Annotated in this window: 11 protein-coding genes; 4 read left to right on the top strand and 7 right to left on the bottom strand. The window is 51.0% G+C overall.

All coding sequences use genetic code 11. The features are described from left to right. Positions 1-23: 23 nt before the first annotated feature. Together AArcSt2_RS07290 and AArcSt2_RS07295 are read right to left on the bottom strand one after the other, a co-directional pair. Positions 24-692, bottom strand: coding sequence for a cyclase family protein (locus tag AArcSt2_RS07290; protein WP_250583575.1), 669 nt, complete (start codon positions 690-692; stop codon positions 24-26). A gap of 5 nt (positions 693-697) precedes the next feature. Beyond that, positions 698-2,386: an aldehyde ferredoxin oxidoreductase family protein gene (locus AArcSt2_RS07295; RefSeq protein WP_250583577.1), complete on the bottom strand. Its 1,689-nt coding sequence runs from the start codon at positions 2,384-2,386 to the stop codon at positions 698-700. A 112-nt stretch (positions 2,387-2,498) separates the two neighbouring features. Between AArcSt2_RS07295 and AArcSt2_RS07300 the strand changes: the two genes are divergently transcribed. Further along, positions 2,499-4,568, top strand: a complete 2,070-nt coding sequence (locus tag AArcSt2_RS07300) for an ATP-binding protein (RefSeq protein ID WP_250583579.1) — start codon at positions 2,499-2,501, stop codon at positions 4,566-4,568. A gap of 12 nt (positions 4,569-4,580) precedes the next feature. Here AArcSt2_RS07300 and AArcSt2_RS07305 read toward each other — a convergent pair whose 3' ends face one another. The 3 genes from AArcSt2_RS07305 to AArcSt2_RS07315 form a co-directional block, all read right to left on the bottom strand. Further along, positions 4,581-6,542 (bottom strand): AMP-dependent synthetase/ligase, encoded by a 1,962-nt coding sequence (locus tag AArcSt2_RS07305; protein ID WP_250583581.1) that lies wholly within the window; start codon positions 6,540-6,542, stop codon positions 4,581-4,583. 145 nt (positions 6,543-6,687) lie between these two features. Next, entirely contained in the window at positions 6,688-7,599 is a 912-nt protein-coding gene (locus AArcSt2_RS07310) for an MBL fold metallo-hydrolase (protein ID WP_250583583.1), read from the bottom strand. Between the two features lie 43 nt (positions 7,600-7,642). Next, complete coding sequence (locus AArcSt2_RS07315; protein WP_250583585.1) at positions 7,643-8,215, bottom strand: cysteine hydrolase family protein; 573 nt, start codon at positions 8,213-8,215, stop codon at positions 7,643-7,645. Between the two features lie 83 nt (positions 8,216-8,298). Between AArcSt2_RS07315 and AArcSt2_RS07320 the strand changes: the two genes are divergently transcribed. Beyond that, positions 8,299-9,888 (top strand): Hvo_1808 family surface protein, encoded by a 1,590-nt coding sequence (locus tag AArcSt2_RS07320; protein WP_250583587.1) that lies wholly within the window; start codon positions 8,299-8,301, stop codon positions 9,886-9,888. A 19-nt stretch (positions 9,889-9,907) separates the two neighbouring features. Here the strand turns inward: AArcSt2_RS07320 and AArcSt2_RS07325 are convergent, their stop codons facing one another. Next, entirely contained in the window at positions 9,908-11,986 is a 2,079-nt protein-coding gene (locus AArcSt2_RS07325; RefSeq protein ID WP_250583589.1) for a cation:proton antiporter, read from the bottom strand. A 391-nt stretch (positions 11,987-12,377) separates the two neighbouring features. Between AArcSt2_RS07325 and AArcSt2_RS07330 the strand changes: the two genes are divergently transcribed. Both AArcSt2_RS07330 and AArcSt2_RS07335 read left to right on the top strand, forming a co-directional pair. Further along, positions 12,378-13,868 (top strand): Cdc6/Cdc18 family protein, encoded by a 1,491-nt coding sequence (locus AArcSt2_RS07330; protein WP_250583591.1) that lies wholly within the window; start codon positions 12,378-12,380, stop codon positions 13,866-13,868. 310 nt (positions 13,869-14,178) lie between these two features. Beyond that, positions 14,179-15,357 carry a nicotinate phosphoribosyltransferase gene (locus tag AArcSt2_RS07335; RefSeq protein WP_250583593.1) on the top strand — a complete coding sequence of 393 codons (1,179 nt, stop codon included), beginning with the start codon at positions 14,179-14,181 and terminating at the stop codon, positions 15,355-15,357. Positions 15,358-15,365: 8 nt separating this feature from the next. Here the strand turns inward: AArcSt2_RS07335 and AArcSt2_RS07340 are convergent, their stop codons facing one another. Continuing rightward, positions 15,366-15,968: a TIGR00296 family protein gene (locus AArcSt2_RS07340; protein ID WP_250583595.1), complete on the bottom strand. Its 603-nt coding sequence runs from the start codon at positions 15,966-15,968 to the stop codon at positions 15,366-15,368. Positions 15,969-16,061: the final 93 nt, after the last annotated feature.

Genomic DNA, 16,061 nt, shown 5'->3' on the forward strand with positions numbered 1-16,061 from the left:
AACACACATATATTGTGTGGGATTCACACACTATCAGTTGTTGCGATCGCCCGAACCGGCGAGCCATCTGCATCCTCGATCGCAAGCGGATACGCATGCAGCGTACACTGTGCTGGGAGCTGTGCGAGGCCGCGAAGGTTCTCAACAACCAGCCGATCGGCTGCAAACAGGGTATGGTGTACCGGATAGCCTGTCTGCTCGTTTTCCGACGCGTTCTCGGTTGGTGTTGGGTCGATATTGAGTGCGTCAATACCAAGATGGAGGTTTCGCTCTGCGAGCCATGCTGCAGTCTCTGGAGCAAGGAACGGATGATCAAAATACTGATCGGTTCCCCAATGGGTGTCCCAGCCAGTCTGAAGAATCACCATGTCGATCGTGTCAATATTGATTTCCGAGAGTGTGTTTGCGACACGCTGTGGCATGATTTGTGATCGTGGAGAGAGCGGCCGACAGTCAACCACGGCCGCACTAAATCGAAATGCCTCTGGCGGAAATTCGTCCAGCGTCGGGCCATCTGCACGCATGTGTGCGGGTGCATCCACATGCGTGCCAGTATGGGAATCAAGACGGATTTGTGCCGTTCGGTAGCCATCAGGCTCGATCGAAGCAGTCCGAGCAATTTCGACTGGTGGGTTCCCTGGATACACCGGCATTCCCGATCGGATTGGATGTGAAAGGTCGTATGTCTCCATTGCAACTAGTCGTCTGCTGGCGCTGCAGTATCCGTGTCTGTCTTCGAGACATACCCATCTTCGGTCCATCCCCGCGCAGCGTAGTATGCATCAATTCCATCTTGTAGATTTGGAACGTCGTATGGGAGGACGTCGGTTGAGCGATCGAATCCACGCTGATTGTTGAACGATCGTTCAAGTTGAATGACGTCTGCCCCCACGGAGACAAGCGATGCAAAGTCGGTATCAAAGAGCGCCTCGAACCGCTCTTCGGTCATGACACCTCGGGAGAATCGACAGATAATCCCACAGTCTTCGAGTGCCCGAATATTCTCTTGTCGGACAACTGCTTGGGCCTTTTCAGGGGTGATCCCCGTCGGATCGAACGCAGTGCCTTTGCTAACAAGTGGATACTCCCACGCGTAGAATGTGGCAAACATATGATCTGCACCACGGGTTGCGACTGCGTAGGAGAGTGCTTGTCCATGAAGTCGTCGGCCTTCATGGCCTGGGAACTCCATTCCTTTCACCGTCCAGTTCTCTACGCCAAGCGCTTCGTGGCAGCGATCGACGCCTTCTGCAAGCAGATCACCGACACCCTCTCTGAACGCAATCTGTTCGATGAGTTCGTGGATGAGTTCGGTGTTACCAAACTCATCCTCGCTTGCAAGATACGCCGAAATTGTATCTCCACACGAAATCGTGTCGAGCCCGTAGATATCACAGAGTTCGTTTGACTGCATGACATCAACAATGTCGTCAGTTGCCGTGTTCGAACCGAACGCCATGATCGTCTCAAACTCAGGCCCCTCAGTTTCGACGCCGCGATCGTCGTCTTTCGTTGGCAGTTTGCACGCAAACGCACATGACGAGCAGGTCCCTTTCTTGTACTTCTTGGATTCGACCGCATCCCCGTTGATGCCGGACGCCCCTTCAAAAGAGGTTTCAGAAAAGTACCGTGTTGGAAGCCCATCAATTTCGTTTGCAAGATCAGTGACGCTGGCCGTCCCTTGCCGTTTCATGATGTGATCGCTCGTGGCAGCCTCTTGGTGAATTTCGCCTGCATCAGCTGGGAACTCCAGTTCAAGTTCAGGCGCTGAATCACCGTCAAACGTGATCGCTTTCACGCTCTTTGCACCCATCACGGCACCAAGCCCACCGCGGCCAAACGCACGTGACTCCGTAGTCATAATCGAGGCAAATCGAACACGGTTTTCTCCTGCAGGACCGATCGCTGCGATATGTGTCTCATCCAACCCACGGCTGTTTTCGACGTGTGTAGTCACTTCGGGAACCGTTGCTTCTGTGAGTTCAGGAACTTGTTCGAATGAAACCCCTGTGTCTGTGACATGCAGTATGAGCGGTGTCTCGCTCTCGCCAGTGAGCTCAACGACTGAGTGTCCAGTCGAAACGAAGTTGCGTGACAGAAACCCACCCGCATTGGATGAGAGTAGCCCGTTTGTCAGCGGAGAGACGCCAGTTACGTTCATCCGACCAGTGAATGACATCGTTGACTGTTGCAATGGTCCACTCGCAAAGTAGAGTCGATTCTCCGGATCGAACGGGTCAACGTCTGTGTCGATTCGATCGCTTGCGAGCTTCGTACACACTCCACGCCCGCCAATAAAATCGGATAGCACCTCGTCGATCGCTGTTGTTTCTGTGGTCTGCTCACCCACGTCAATGGTAAGCAACGATCCAGTTGCGTGTCTCATGTACACATATTCCACGAGCACCTGAATAAATACCAATGAAACTACGCCTAGCTGTCTCTCCATTATAAAATAAAGCAACACCTAAATTACAACCAACCATCTAAAACAGTAGATGCGTTTAACCGCAAAGTTCGCACTTTCTTTTATTATTATTTTGCTTCTCTCGGGCGTTGTGTATATCGGATTTGAGAACCAGCGTGCTGAGTTGATCGATCGCGAACAGGATCGGCTAGATCAACGTACGACGCTCGTTGCAACCGAGCTTAACAACGAGATTCAGATGCGTGTGTCGCTCACACAGGCTGCGGCAGGCGATCCACGAATACGTGGTGAAAATGTAGATAATAAACGGGTTGTATTGGATCAGTTACGAAGGGAGGCAGGATTCGAGAAGATACAGCTGTTGGATCAGGATCGAGAGATCGAGTTACAGCGTGGGTCCCTTACTTCGACGCTGCCAGACGATATTGAGGCGCACACCAATGTTGAACACCAGTTTACCCCTGTTGAACGACAGGTTGAAATTAGTGAACCGATCGAGCTTGCAGATGGGAACCATGTGCTCCTAATTACGATTCCAATATACGAGGATACGTCTTTGGAAGGATTTGTTCGTGGGGTTGTGAGCCTTGACGACGGAAGCGAACTGCTCGCACCGTTGTTAGACCTTCAAAACGGCCAAGAGGAGAGAACGGTTACTGTCACCAGCCGTGCCGGTGAGACCGTATATCAGCAGCCATCACAGATTGACGATCCTGTCGTAAGCACAGCACATGTGCTAACAACAGGTTGGACAGTTCAGTTTACCCGCGATCGTGCGGACATTGTTGCAGAAACGCGTGAAACAGCACTGTTTCAAGCAGGTGGTGTCACGATTGTTGTGTTAACACTGGTGCTGTTTGCTGTCTGGATCTATCGGGATAATATCAGGCAGATCCAACGGCTCGAAACTGGCTTTGAGGCATTTACGCAGGGAGACTACACTTATGAACTGACACTCGATGGCGGGACCGAGTGGCGACAGATTAGCTCATCATTTAATACACTGGGTGAAACACTGACGCAGCGGACAAAAGCGCTTGAACACGAACGAGATACGTTCAGCTCTCTGTTTACGAACATTCGTGATGCAGCCGCAGAGATACAGTATGATGGCGAAACAGTCAAGATTGTCGCAGTAAACGACGAATTTGAAAAAGCGTTTGCGACCGCTGCAGATGCGGTTCGTGGAAAGTCACTCTTTTCCGTTATCCCTGGGGAGCCAACAGCCGAAGAGCGATCGCTTATTAAGAACGCAATGGCAGGAAGAGAGACAGACCGTATTGCTGTCGAGCGGGAAACACCACTTGGTAACCGAACCTGTTTTGTGCATGTTGTAACAGTGAATCCCTGCGAACCCACAACCGAAGGCGTCTCAACAGGATACGTATTCTATGCTGACGTTACCGATCGGTTTGAACAGCAGAAACAGATTCAAATTCTCAACCGAGTGCTTCGCCACGATCTTCGAACCGGGTCAAACATCATTGCAGGGAATGCAGACCTCCTGCTTGAACGGTTACAAAAGCGTGATGCACCCGCCAATGAGCGAGCATATGTTAGAACAATCAAAACGCGGGCAGCGGAGATCGAGTCGCTAAGTGAACGGACACAACAGCTCAAATCCGTTTTAGAGACCGACACTCTCCCAAGCGAGCCGATCAATGTTGTACCGTTGCTTGTTACAGAGGCTGAAAAGGCCGAGAGCATGAATGACAGTGCAAAAGTCGTGCGTGAACTTCCCGAAGAAGCGATCGTTTATGGCAGTAGCCAACTCTCAGTGGTTTTTGAACATCTTATTGACAATGCAATTACGCATAATGATCAGGAGGAGCCGACAGTAACGATTCGAACAGTCGAAGAGGTAACCGGTGAGCTGTCGATCGAGTTTGTCGATAACGGACCGCCGATTCCAGAGACAGAAAAACGACTCCATGTCGGAGATGAGGATATAACTCAGCTGACGCACTCGAATGGAGTTGGTTTCTGGGTTGTTGAGACAATTTTAAATCGGCACCGTGGTGCACTCTCGTTTGATACCCCTGATCATCGTGGAAACATTGTTCGGATCACACTGAATCGAGGACCGGGTGAGCCAGACAGAGACGCAACCAAAGAACGTTCGCAGATCAGTACAATATAAATTGGCTCAAAACTACTCGTATATAATTTCAACCTCGTCAGCGTACCGATCGAGGATGTTTCGGCGTTTCTTCTTCATTGTTGGCGTGAGCATATCGTTCTCTTCGGAGAACTCCTCGGGCACGAGGCGGAACTGTTTGATCTGCTCGTAGGACTCAAACTGCTCATTGGCCGCATCGATCTCCGTTTGAATACGATCGAGGACCCGATCGTCGCGAACAATAGCGCGCTTGCTCGCAGGCAGATCAATATTGTTTGCATCCGCCCACGACTGGAGTCCGTCAAAGTTCGGAACAAAAAGTGCGCTGATGAACTTTTTGCCATCTCCAAGCACCATGCACTGTTCGATGAGTTCGTTTGCTGCGAACGCGTCCTCGATCGGTGCCGGTGCGACGTTTTTGCCGGTCGAAAGGACGATCAGCTGTTTCGCTCGTTCGCGGAACGTGATATATCCGTCAGGACGGAGTTCAACAATGTCGCCGGTTCGGAACCAGCCCGCAGCATCGAATGCATACTCGCTCTCTTCAGGAAGGTTCCAGTAGCCGTCGCTCACATTTGGCCCTTTTACAAGCAGTTCGCCGACCTTACCACCGGCTTCACCTGTAACATCGCCTGCGATCGTATCATCAATTTTGACCTCCATCTCATACACTGGTGGGCCAATTGTTCCAACTGTTGGCTTGTCGATCGGATTAACCGAAATAACTGGGGAGGTCTCTGTGAGGCCGTACCCCTCTAAAATCGGGATACCCATGCCGTGGTACATTGCACACAGTTCGGCTGAGAGACTCCCGCCACCACTGATGAAGAAGTCAACATCTCCTCCGACGCCGTCTTTGACTTTCTGGAAGACTAGTTTATCCGCGAGCGATCGTTTGAGATTCACTACTGTACCAGGGTTTTCAGTTGTGTGATACTCTTGACCAACATCGACAGCCCAGTTGAAGATCTTCTTTTTAAGAGGGGATTCGCTTGCTTGCTCACGAATTGCATCATAGAGTTTCTCATACACTCGCGGGACGGAACTTGCGACGTTTGGCCGAACCAACTGGAAATCATCGCGGAGCGTGTCTGGACTCTCTGCGTATGCAACTGTTGCACCAGCAGAGAACATTAAAAAGTGCCCAGCCATGCGTTCGAAGACGTGTGCAAGCGGGAGGAATGAGATTGTTTTTGTTCCCGGCTCGATCGCAGGAAGCGAGGGATCTTTGTCCGGTCGGGGTGCAAACCGACGATAGGCTTGGTTGACGTTCGATCGGAAGTTCCAGTGGCTGAGTTTGACACCTTTTGGTTTGCCAGTCGTCCCAGACGTGTAGATCAGGCTTGCAAGATCATCCGGATCGCGCTCATCGAGCCATGATTGATATGCACCCTCATCATACGCATCTTCGCCCATTGCATGGAGCTCCCCAAGCGTGTAGATGTCATCGCGATCGCGGAGGGCACCAGCCATACCGCTGCCATCAGGGATCGTATCGATGACAACAATATATTCCAAATCAAGATCATCTTCAACGGCAAGCACCCGTTTCAGACAGTCGGCATTTTCGACAACAACACCGCGTGCATCAGGATCGCCAAGCAGATGTTCGACCTGTCTCTCCGAGGAGGATTTATATACGGTTGTCACAACGCCGCCGGCCGCGAGCACACCAAAGTCGGTGTGGGCCCACTCTGCTCGGGTATCCGAAAAGAGCCCAACTCGATCACCAGTCTCCAAACCAAGTTCTCGAAATCCTGCAGCAAGATGCTTGACAATTGAATGCATCTCCGCGTACGTGAGATCGCTGTAGCTGTTGGGTTCTGCAGCAGGAATACAACCCGAAGCAACAAGCGATCGATCGTACACGCCACCTTTGTATCGTTGTGCAACCCGATCGGCATGCGTCGTTGCACTCCGATCGAACTGTTGAGAAAGCGTCGTCCGATCAAACAACTCATGCTCGAAGGAGCCTTCTGCCTCGGTGAAATCCATAGGGGCAACTACACGTCAAACATTATAAACCGTTTGGAATTCGTGACAGATATTCACACAGTATAGAACGGGAAAAGAGTTGTTTGTGAATCGCATACTGCACTCGATTGAGAGAGTGGGAATCTGTGAATAGTTGTATATATGACTACTGATCAGCCATATAATCGAGATATCCGAGGACACCGCGGGTGTTAAGTCGTACTTCAGCCTGTGTTTTTCGCTGACCCCATACGTCGACCGTCTCCGTGTTTGCGATAAAGTACTGGATGACTTCCTCATCGGTGTCAAACTTCGATCGTTTCTCTCGAACTGCTTGAACCCATTCAACGAGCGTCCGTTTATAGTTCGAGAGGAGCGCTTCGTCGTACTCGCGCGGTCCAAAGTGGGCGAAACAGAGGTGGTCAGGATTGAGTGATTGGATCATTGAAATATCTCTGCGACATGCATCAAGATTGAACTGAGATGGCGGTGTGGTTTCTCGAACCTCGTTTCGTGGAGCAACCCAAATCCCCGCCGCGTCAGCGGTGAAAACAGCGTTGTCATGTGTGTCTTCAAACACAAGTTGGTGTGGTGCATGTCCTGGCGCTTCATGCGCGGTTAGTGTTCGATCGCCGAGATCAATCTCGTCGCCATCTTCGAGTCCGGAGATCCGATCTTCCGGGACCGGTTTTGGGTCAACGTAGAACTCCCACTGGCTCTCAACCGCTGCTTTTGTTCCTGCAATCAATCGTTCAGGATCAATGAGATGCGGAACGCCGATTTCGTGAGTAAGCACGGTTGCATTTGGGTATGCCTCCGTGAGGAACCCTGCACCGCCCGCATGGTCGAGATGGATATGTGTTGGGATGATATATTCGAGTTCGGTCGCCTCGATACCAACCTCAGCGATCGATTCGATGAGTAGCTCTACGTTTGTCCCGATGCCTGTATCAATCACTGCGGGGTGATCGGTATCGTAGATATACACCGCTCCATAGCCGTCAACATCATACATCCCCGTGTCATGATAGTAGAGATCGGTACAACCCGGAACTGCTTCGAGGTCACCACGTGCCATAGCTACACAACACCGAGGATGGTAGAAAAAGATTCGATCAGCGTTACTGAAACTCGATCTCGTCGATGGTGATCGTCTCCCCAAAGAGCCAGTCTGCGTGCTCGACAGCGTACGCTTTGTGTTCGGCGTCAAGATAGCCGAGTGCGTCCTCGACAATAACCGGTTTGAAATCACGAAGCCCAGCACTTCCTGCGGTGTGCAGCACGCAAACGTTTGCAAGCGTCCCACAGATGAGTAGCGTATCGATACCGTGTACACGGAGCCAGCCTTCAAGATTTGTTTGGTAGAAGGCGTCGTACGTGTGTTTTTCAACAATGTGATCAGCAGGTTGAACGTCGAGCTCCGATACCAGCTCTGCATCCCATGTCCCCTCGACAACGTGTTCGCCCCACCGATCGAACTCATCATAGTACGTTGCATCACCGAACTGTTCTGGTGGATGGATATCTTGGGTGTAGACGATCGAGCCACCGGCAGTGCGGACTGTTTCGACAACCGATCGGACCGGGCCGATCGCCACCTCACTTGGCGGTGCGTAAAGCGAGCCATCCGGGTGGCAGAATCCGTTTTGCATATCGACGATAGCAGCGGCGGTTGTTTCTGGATCAAACGGCATGGAGAGACATAGTCACTGGAGATCAAAAGAGATGCAGCCTTATCTCCAACAAGCTACTTGAGCATCCATCCCGTTACTCAGGTATGAGACGGTTACTGGTAGTCTGTTTTGCCCTCCTCCTTGTTGGTGCCGGGACTGTCGGCGTGTTTTCGACGATCGGTCTCTCGCCGGTTGCAGCAACACCGTCCGATGCAGGTGTCGCCGGGCCAACTGCGTCGGTCCAACAGTCTGATTTTGACCCTGACGAGCCGATCGGCTGTGTTGGTGGAGTTTGTTACGATGACGAACTGGGGATAGACCAGTCAGATGGATTAAGCGATGAGGAGTTCGAACAGTTCACAAAACAAGCAATGGCCCGCGTCGAGTATATTCGAGGGCAGAAGTTCCAAGAAGACGTCCCTGTTGATGTGATGACGCGTGCGGAGTACCGCGAGCAATCCCAAGGCGGTGGTGACGGTGGATCGGAATTCAATCGCTGGAACGACCAAGTGTGGAAAGGGCTGATGATCGTCGGCGAGGATAGCGGGTCCGACGATGAGATCGGTGAAACGCTTGGAAGTGCTGTGGGTGGATTTTACTCCCCGTCACAGAATCAAATTGTGATCATCACACCGGACACGGAGAATCCGATTATAAGCGATACAACGCTCGTTCACGAGTACGTACACGCGATGCAGGACCAGTATCACGACTTAGGTGATGCTCGCTACCGAGGTGAGACACAGGATCGTGATCTCGCAATCAATGGTATTGTTGAGGGTGAAGCCGTCTATACCGAGCGGCTCTATGAGGAGTACTGTGAGTCCGAGTGGGAGTGTGCATCTCCACCTGAACAGGAAGGGGGTGGAGGCGGTGGTGATCTGAATCTTGGTATCTATCTAACCGTATTCCAGCCGTATTCCGATGGGCCAGGCTACGTTCATGATATTGTTGAGGCAGACGGCTGGGATGCCGTTGGAGAGCGAATGGAGGACCCACCACGATCGACCACACAAGTGATTCACCGAACCGATCGCGAGCCAACGCCGATCGATTTCACTGATGAAGCAACCGACGGGTGGGAGCTGTATCCTGACCAAGGCGTCGACGGGGCAGACACCGTTGGTGAAGCATCGATCTATGCGATGTTACACTATCAATCTCAAGAGTATGGGGCCGAGGCGATCGACTGGCGACAAATTGGTGCCGTATCCCATCCATATGAACAGCTCAACTACGTCTCAGAGCCGTCAGACGGCTGGGCAAACGACAAGCTGTATCCATACCGTCGCGGCGATGACGAGGATGGATATGTATGGGTGACTGAGTGGGAAAGCGAAGATGATGCGATCGAGTTTTATGAGGCATATCAGGCGATTCTCACCGCACACAACGTGTCTGAGCAAGAAAATGGAATGCAGATGATTGCTGATGGCCCATTCCGTGGCACATACGGTGTTCACGTGGATGAAACAACCGTAACGATCGCACACGGGACCGATGAGGCAGCCGTTGAACAGCTCCGTCCAAGCGTCGCTGAAGCGCTTGGAGATAGTGGCTCAAGCACGGACCAAAATGCGACTACCGAAACAAACGATACTGGACAAACTGAAAGTCCAATCCCTGGGTTTGGCGTCGTTGTTGCTGCGCTCTCGTTGCTTGCCGTTGCGGCGATTGCTCGATGGCGACAGTAACAGTTGTCGCGATCGCAACCTAGCTGACACGGAAGAACTGTCGATCATCGAGATCCCCAGTTGTTTCGGGATAGACAATAATGAAATTACCAGTGGTAAGCGTGGAGATGCTTTTTGGAAGCGTCTGTAGTTTTGGATGCCACCCGATCCGATCGCGACGGGCACTCAGACAGACGACGAGCGTATCGTCCGTTGCCTGCTGCTGAAGCAGCGACAGCACACCTTTCCAATCCGTGGTCTGGATCGTGTCAATATGGCTGTCGATCGCTGCAGTGGGGCTTGGTTCCGACTGCGGGGGTTTCTCACCGATGTAGATCACATCGATCGGTGCACGACACTGCGCTGCCACCCGTGCGATTGTTGGTAGCGCTGAGGGAAATCCGCGATTGTAGGTGATATCGGGCGGAAGCAGAAGCATAATTCGCGTTGTCGTGCTAAGGGGCGCTGTACTGCGAGTGACCAGTGTAAGCTGTGAGCTTCGAGCCAACAGTTGGTCGATCGTTCCCCCAACAGTCTGTTGCCGACGCGATCGGCTCCCATCCCAGCCAATAACGATCGTGGAGATCTGATTCTCTCGGCTCGCATTAATGATGCCCGACGCAATGTTATGGTTAATACGGATATTTGAGACGATCGCCGTTGAAACGCTTGCTCCATACGCCTCCAGCTCCGCATGTGTCGTTTTAGCAGCGGTGATTTCGGGGTCGAACACGCCATCTCTCCGTGGGCGAACAACGGACACAACGTGAATTGGAATCTCGCTCTGTGGTTCTCTGATCGCCATCGCGACAGTAAGAAGTGCCTGTTGCTGGCTGTGTGGTGTCTCCGTATGAATCGGCACAAGAATGCGTTGTGCAGAATCGGATTGTGGTTGGTGTGCGGTCGTGGCTTTGAGGATTTGTGTCCCAGACCGATCGACGACAAGCGGGCTTGCAAGACTAATGACGAGAATCATCAAGACGACACCGTTAATCATCGCTTGATCGAAGCCAGGTATTCCGGCATCGAATCCAATAAGCACGATCGCAAGCGCGGCCGCAGCCTGCCCGACCGAGAGCCCAAACATAACGGAGACTTCATCGCGGGTGTAGCTGTAGAGCCGTCCGGTCATCCACGCGGCAACGAATTTTGTAATGAGTACAAATCCAATCAGTGCAGCTGCGATGCTGAGCGTTTGCGGACCGTCCATCACCGTCGAGAGGTCAACGAGCATCCCAACCGACAGCAAAAAGAATGGAATGAAGATTGCATTTCCTGCAAACTCGATTCGATTCATGAGCAATCCACGCTCCGGAATAAGCCGATTGAGCGCGAGTCCAGCAAGGAAGGCACCAATAATTGCTTCAACACCAGCCAGTTCGGCAAGAAACGCACACGCGAAGAGGACAACCATGACAAACAGGAATTCTAGATAGCTCTCTGCCGCATACCGGCGGAAAAACCACTGTCCAATACGAGGGACAATGAGCCAGACACCCACAAAAAAGAGCAGTAATCCGATCGTTAGTTGCAGCCAGAAGGCAGTTGTGAGTCCGCCGTCAGCGGACGCTAACACAACCGCAAGCACGAGCAATGCAAGCGTATCTGTAAGGATCGTCCCGCCGACAGCAACTGTGACTGCTTCGTTGTTTACAATACCGAGGCGTGCGGCGATCGGATATGCGAGCAGCGTATGTGATGAAAAAATGGCCGCAAAAAGCGACGCGGCAGCGAATGAGAGGTCAAAAAGTGCAATGCCAGCGATCGTCCCGATCGCCTGTGGAATCAGAAACGAAAGCAGCCCAAACACAATGCTTCGATCTTTATATTGGACGAACTGTCGAAGGTTGATCTCAAGCCCTGCAATGAACATGAGATAGAGCAAGCCAACCGTTCCAAGCAGTTGGATCGTTGCGTCCCGTTCGAGCAGATGCAGCGCGTTGGGGCCGATCGCGGCACCGACGAGAATAATCCCGACAATTCCAGGAAGCCGATAGCGCTGGAGAACCAGTGGTGCAGTGAGAAAGATGACCATCGCAAGACCGACTATGACGATCGGATCGGAGAAGGGTGGAGAAAGCTCCGATGAAAGCGGGAAAAAGAGCGCGCTAAGAGACATGTACATATCATGTGTTTGTTGATAGGTAAAGTAGTCCGCCCGTTTGGCCGGGGTCGCTGTGTACGTGTGTGGTAATACAGTGGTTATTTTTGTACTGACTGATCGGTGCGCGTTTGGCAGCGATCGTGGCCAATGAGAGAGTACTTTTTCATACCAAATCTCACACAATTCCTATCACTTAGAGAGAGTACTTTTTCATACCAAATCTCACACAGGCACCTAGCAAATATTATAAGAAGCGCCAATGAGCTGGTTCTACCCAGCATAATTGACAGATTGGAAACTCCACTGTGAAAAATAGTTCATGGGATGGTATGAAATAGTACTCATTGGTATGAAAGGTATGAAACAGTAGATTTTTATTACTAGTATATGTTGAATATATCGTTGGATGACATTTGAGAGGTCGGCCACGACACCATTTGCAGATGATACAGTGCTGTCAGAGGCGTACATTCCCAACGAGCTACGGGGACGCGATAATGAGTTGAATGAAGTAAGTGAGATTTTGCAACAGATTATCGATCGAGAAGAGCCATTTAATTCATTTATATATGGAATCAGCGGAACAGGAAAGACGGTCTCTATTAAATACAAAATACAGCAGTTACAAAAGGCCCTATCAGCGTACGACGATGTTCATGCGACATTTATATATCAAAACTGCGAATCAATTAATAGCTCGTACCAAGCTGCGATCGCGATTGTCAACTCATTTTTACGCGGGTCACGGGATCGCCCAGAAGACAGGATCACGTACGATTATTTAAAAAACGGACTGAGTACGGATAAAAAAGCGCTGCCAACTGCGGGGTTACCTGCAGACCGTGTGTACAGCCTCTTTTTTGAACTACTTGATCTACTCACATACAAGAATACAGTATACTGCTCAGCGGTCCAAAATGCAGTTGAAAAGAAGAGCTATCCAGACTTAGAAGATCTAACCGTTACAGATATTATTGGGAACAAACAATCAGACAGCCTCCAGTCTATTTTGAGCAATCTGCACGAGCAAGAAGGTATCACGCCCCCAAGTGAAGTCAGAGATTACGTCGTCGTCGTATTGGATGAGGTCGATCGGATTGGTACTCGCGATGAGCTGTTATACGAAATTCCAAGAAGTCGTGCGAATGGTCGAGTTGACAGTGTAACCCCGTCTGTAATTGGGATAAGCAATGATATCGCATACAAAGAGTCAATAAAATCAAAGACAGACTCGTCTTTGCGTTTAAAAGAGATTACATTTAAAAAATACAACGTAGAGGAGTTACAAGAAATAATAACACAGCGTGCGGAGCTTGCGTTTAAATCGGGAGCATACGACGAGGCGATTATTGGATTCACCGCTGCGATTGCACGTAAAAATGGTGGTGATGCACGGTATGCAATCGCTCTGTTACAAAAAGCAGGCGTCAAAGCAAAACAGCTCGAAGACACGGTGGTCACAGAGACGCATATTAATTTAGCGGACGAAGAGAAGCGACGCGATCGGGTATACGAAGTTGTTGAGGATCTAAACGAACACGAAAAACTGCTTCTTGCTGCGATTGTCTATCATAATATACACAATGAGACTCCAATCTCTCGAACAGACTTATATCCAACATACAATCAGTTTGCAAATCAACTGCTAGAGAGTGCAAACGTTTCCCGCCGCGTTGCAGATTATTTAAAAGAGATGAGCCAACTTGGACTACTTACCCGAGAGAATGCATACGCAGGCCCAGGACAATCTGGATTTACATACGACATTGATCGGGTCGATTACGAGTTGATGATCAAAATCCTTGCAAGCGCAAACGACCGGCCCGGTGGGCTACTCCCTAATAAATTAAAAAAGGCGTATGAGAGGTTTATTAATCAACAGTCGCGGCCACAGTAATTACAATCTGGTATGAAAAACCACTCTCCACCCATCCGCTATCATGTATAACTGATATGAAATAGTGCTCTCTACCTCGCCCACCAGTATCTATAATCTGGTGTGAAAAACCACTCTCTATCCTGCCAGCCAGTATCCATAATCAGGTATGAAAAAGTACTCTCCACTCCGTGCGCCATTATGTATAATCAGGTATGAAGAAGTACTCTCTACCCCGCCCACCAGTATCCACAATCTGGTATGAAAAACCACTCTTCACCCAAACACCCAGTCAAGTGCCTTTTTCAAATAGCCAACCGAACAGCACCTAATGACCGCGTTGGAGTTTGATATTATTTCGGAGGAGGCGATCCGATCGGGTCGTGCAACCGATGCGTATTTCGATCGCACACAAGAAACGCTCGAACACGCCGGAAAGAACCCACACGTCGTCGCGGAGGTGACTGCCGATCAGTTTCCGGATGGGGAGTTCGAGCTCTTGGCAGGCGTGAAAGACGTAGCCGCACTGCTTGCAGGCCATGCGGTCGATGTCGATGCTATACAAGAAGGGCGGCTTTTCGATGGCGGGCCAGTGATGCGGATCGAAGGCCCGTATCTTGAATTTGCACGGCTTGAGACCTCATTACTCGGCTTTCTCTCGCATGCGTCCGGAATTGCAACCGAGGCACTGAAGATCAGACAGGCCGCACCTGAGACCTCAATCCTCTCATTTGGTGCGAGACACGTTCACCCGTCGATCGCGGCGGTCGTCGAGCGTGGGGCGCTCATCGCAGGACTTGATGGATTCTCACACGTTGCCGCAGGCGATCTACTCGGGAAGAACGCAAGCGGAACAATGCCGCACGCGCTACTGCTTGCATTCGGACGCGGCAATCAGGAAGCAGCATGGACGGCATTTGATGCGGCGGTTGACGCGGAAGCACCACGCATTGCGCTGTGTGATACCTTTTCGGATGAGAAAGATGAGGTGCTTCGAGCAGCAGCGACGCTTGGCGATCGGCTCGACGGCGTCCGTCTCGATACAACAGGCTCACGCCGAGGTGATTTTGCACACATTATCCGTGAAGTTCGGTGGGAGCTTGACGCACATGGCTACGAGGATGTTGAAATTTTTGTCAGTGGTGGGCTTGGTGTCTCGGATCTTCGAGCACTCCGAGAGCTTGTAGATGGATTCGGGGTTGGCTCTGCGATCTCGAATGCCGATCCAGTAGACTTTGCACTTGATATCGTTGAGATTGATGGCGAACCGATCGCAAAACGTGGTAAACTCTCAGGGGTCAAAGAAGTGTACCGAACCCGTGAGGGAGAACATTATGTCGGTCTTCGTGGCCGACCGGGGCCAACAGATAGCGAACTGCTGTTGAAACCGCTGATTCGAGACGGTGAGGTTCTCGATCGAGCCTCATTTTCGGTTGATGCAGCGGCGGATCGTGCTGCATACGATGCTGAAAAAACAGGGTTTGGCACTAAAACCGATACCAATCGATAAATTCGTATTTAAACTGCTTCGACGCTTCCGTGATCAAGACGTTCACGGAAAACTTGTCCTTCAAACAGCGTCACCAGTGTATCATCATCCTGCCATGCAAGCGGTGAGAGACCGGCTTTTCTGCAGGCACGAGAGAGGAACTTTTCTTTGCTCCAGTTGTTTTCAACAGCGAGCATCGGGTACAGAGAGACATGTTTGTTACCGGCGTCGATCGTGATCCCATGCGTTCCAATCTCTAACTCTTCGAGTGGATCGCTTGTAATGACCGTGTTGCAGACGATACACACCGAAATGAGCAGGTCGTCAAGTTCGTTTGTGGTTACCTCGCTGCCTGCAGAGTCTGCGGATGCTGCTTTAATTGCAGCATCGACAATTCCGTGCCCGAGTTGGTCGTTCCACTGAACAGAGCCAGCACAGCCGCGCAAGCGCCCCATCCCACGCCGAGATTGGAGCCGAACGAATGCACCGGTTCGTTCGTAGAACATCTCACGCATACTTCCCGGCTGTTCACGTTGTCCGTGACGGACGTATGATTCGACGGCTTCCCGCGCTAATTCGACCGATCTGACACCGTCATCATAAGAGAGATGAACAGCCTGGGCCTTCGACATATAATAAAACATGACCTACCGGAACTTGAAGGCTTTCCTTTCATTTAAATACCCTCGGAGAGGAGAACGAATTTGACGGATCGAACGGCTTAT

Source organism: Natronocalculus amylovorans (genome assembly GCF_023638035.1).
Classification (GTDB): domain Archaea; phylum Halobacteriota; class Halobacteria; order Halobacteriales; family Haloferacaceae; genus Natronocalculus; species Natronocalculus amylovorans.

Bases quoted from the DNA above. Each gene is read 5' to 3' on its own strand.
- AArcSt2_RS07290 (WP_250583575.1), bottom strand. From the start codon at position 692: ATGGAGACATACGACCTTTCACATCCAATCCGATCGGGAATGCCGGTG.
- AArcSt2_RS07295 (WP_250583577.1), bottom strand. From the start codon at position 2,386: ATGAGACACGCAACTGGATCGTTGCTTACCATTGACGTGGGTGAGCAG.
- AArcSt2_RS07300 (WP_250583579.1), top strand. From the start codon at position 2,499: ATGCGTTTAACCGCAAAGTTCGCACTTTCTTTTATTATTATTTTGCTT.
- AArcSt2_RS07305 (WP_250583581.1), bottom strand. From the start codon at position 6,542: ATGGATTTCACCGAGGCAGAAGGCTCCTTCGAGCATGAGTTGTTTGAT.
- AArcSt2_RS07310 (WP_250583583.1), bottom strand. From the start codon at position 7,599: ATGGCACGTGGTGACCTCGAAGCAGTTCCGGGTTGTACCGATCTCTAC.
- AArcSt2_RS07315 (WP_250583585.1), bottom strand. From the start codon at position 8,215: ATGCCGTTTGATCCAGAAACAACCGCCGCTGCTATCGTCGATATGCAA.
- AArcSt2_RS07320 (WP_250583587.1), top strand. From the start codon at position 8,299: ATGAGACGGTTACTGGTAGTCTGTTTTGCCCTCCTCCTTGTTGGTGCC.
- AArcSt2_RS07325 (WP_250583589.1), bottom strand. From the start codon at position 11,986: ATGTCTCTTAGCGCGCTCTTTTTCCCGCTTTCATCGGAGCTTTCTCCA.
- AArcSt2_RS07330 (WP_250583591.1), top strand. From the start codon at position 12,378: ATGACATTTGAGAGGTCGGCCACGACACCATTTGCAGATGATACAGTG.
- AArcSt2_RS07335 (WP_250583593.1), top strand. From the start codon at position 14,179: ATGACCGCGTTGGAGTTTGATATTATTTCGGAGGAGGCGATCCGATCG.
- AArcSt2_RS07340 (WP_250583595.1), bottom strand. From the start codon at position 15,968: ATGTCGAAGGCCCAGGCTGTTCATCTCTCTTATGATGACGGTGTCAGA.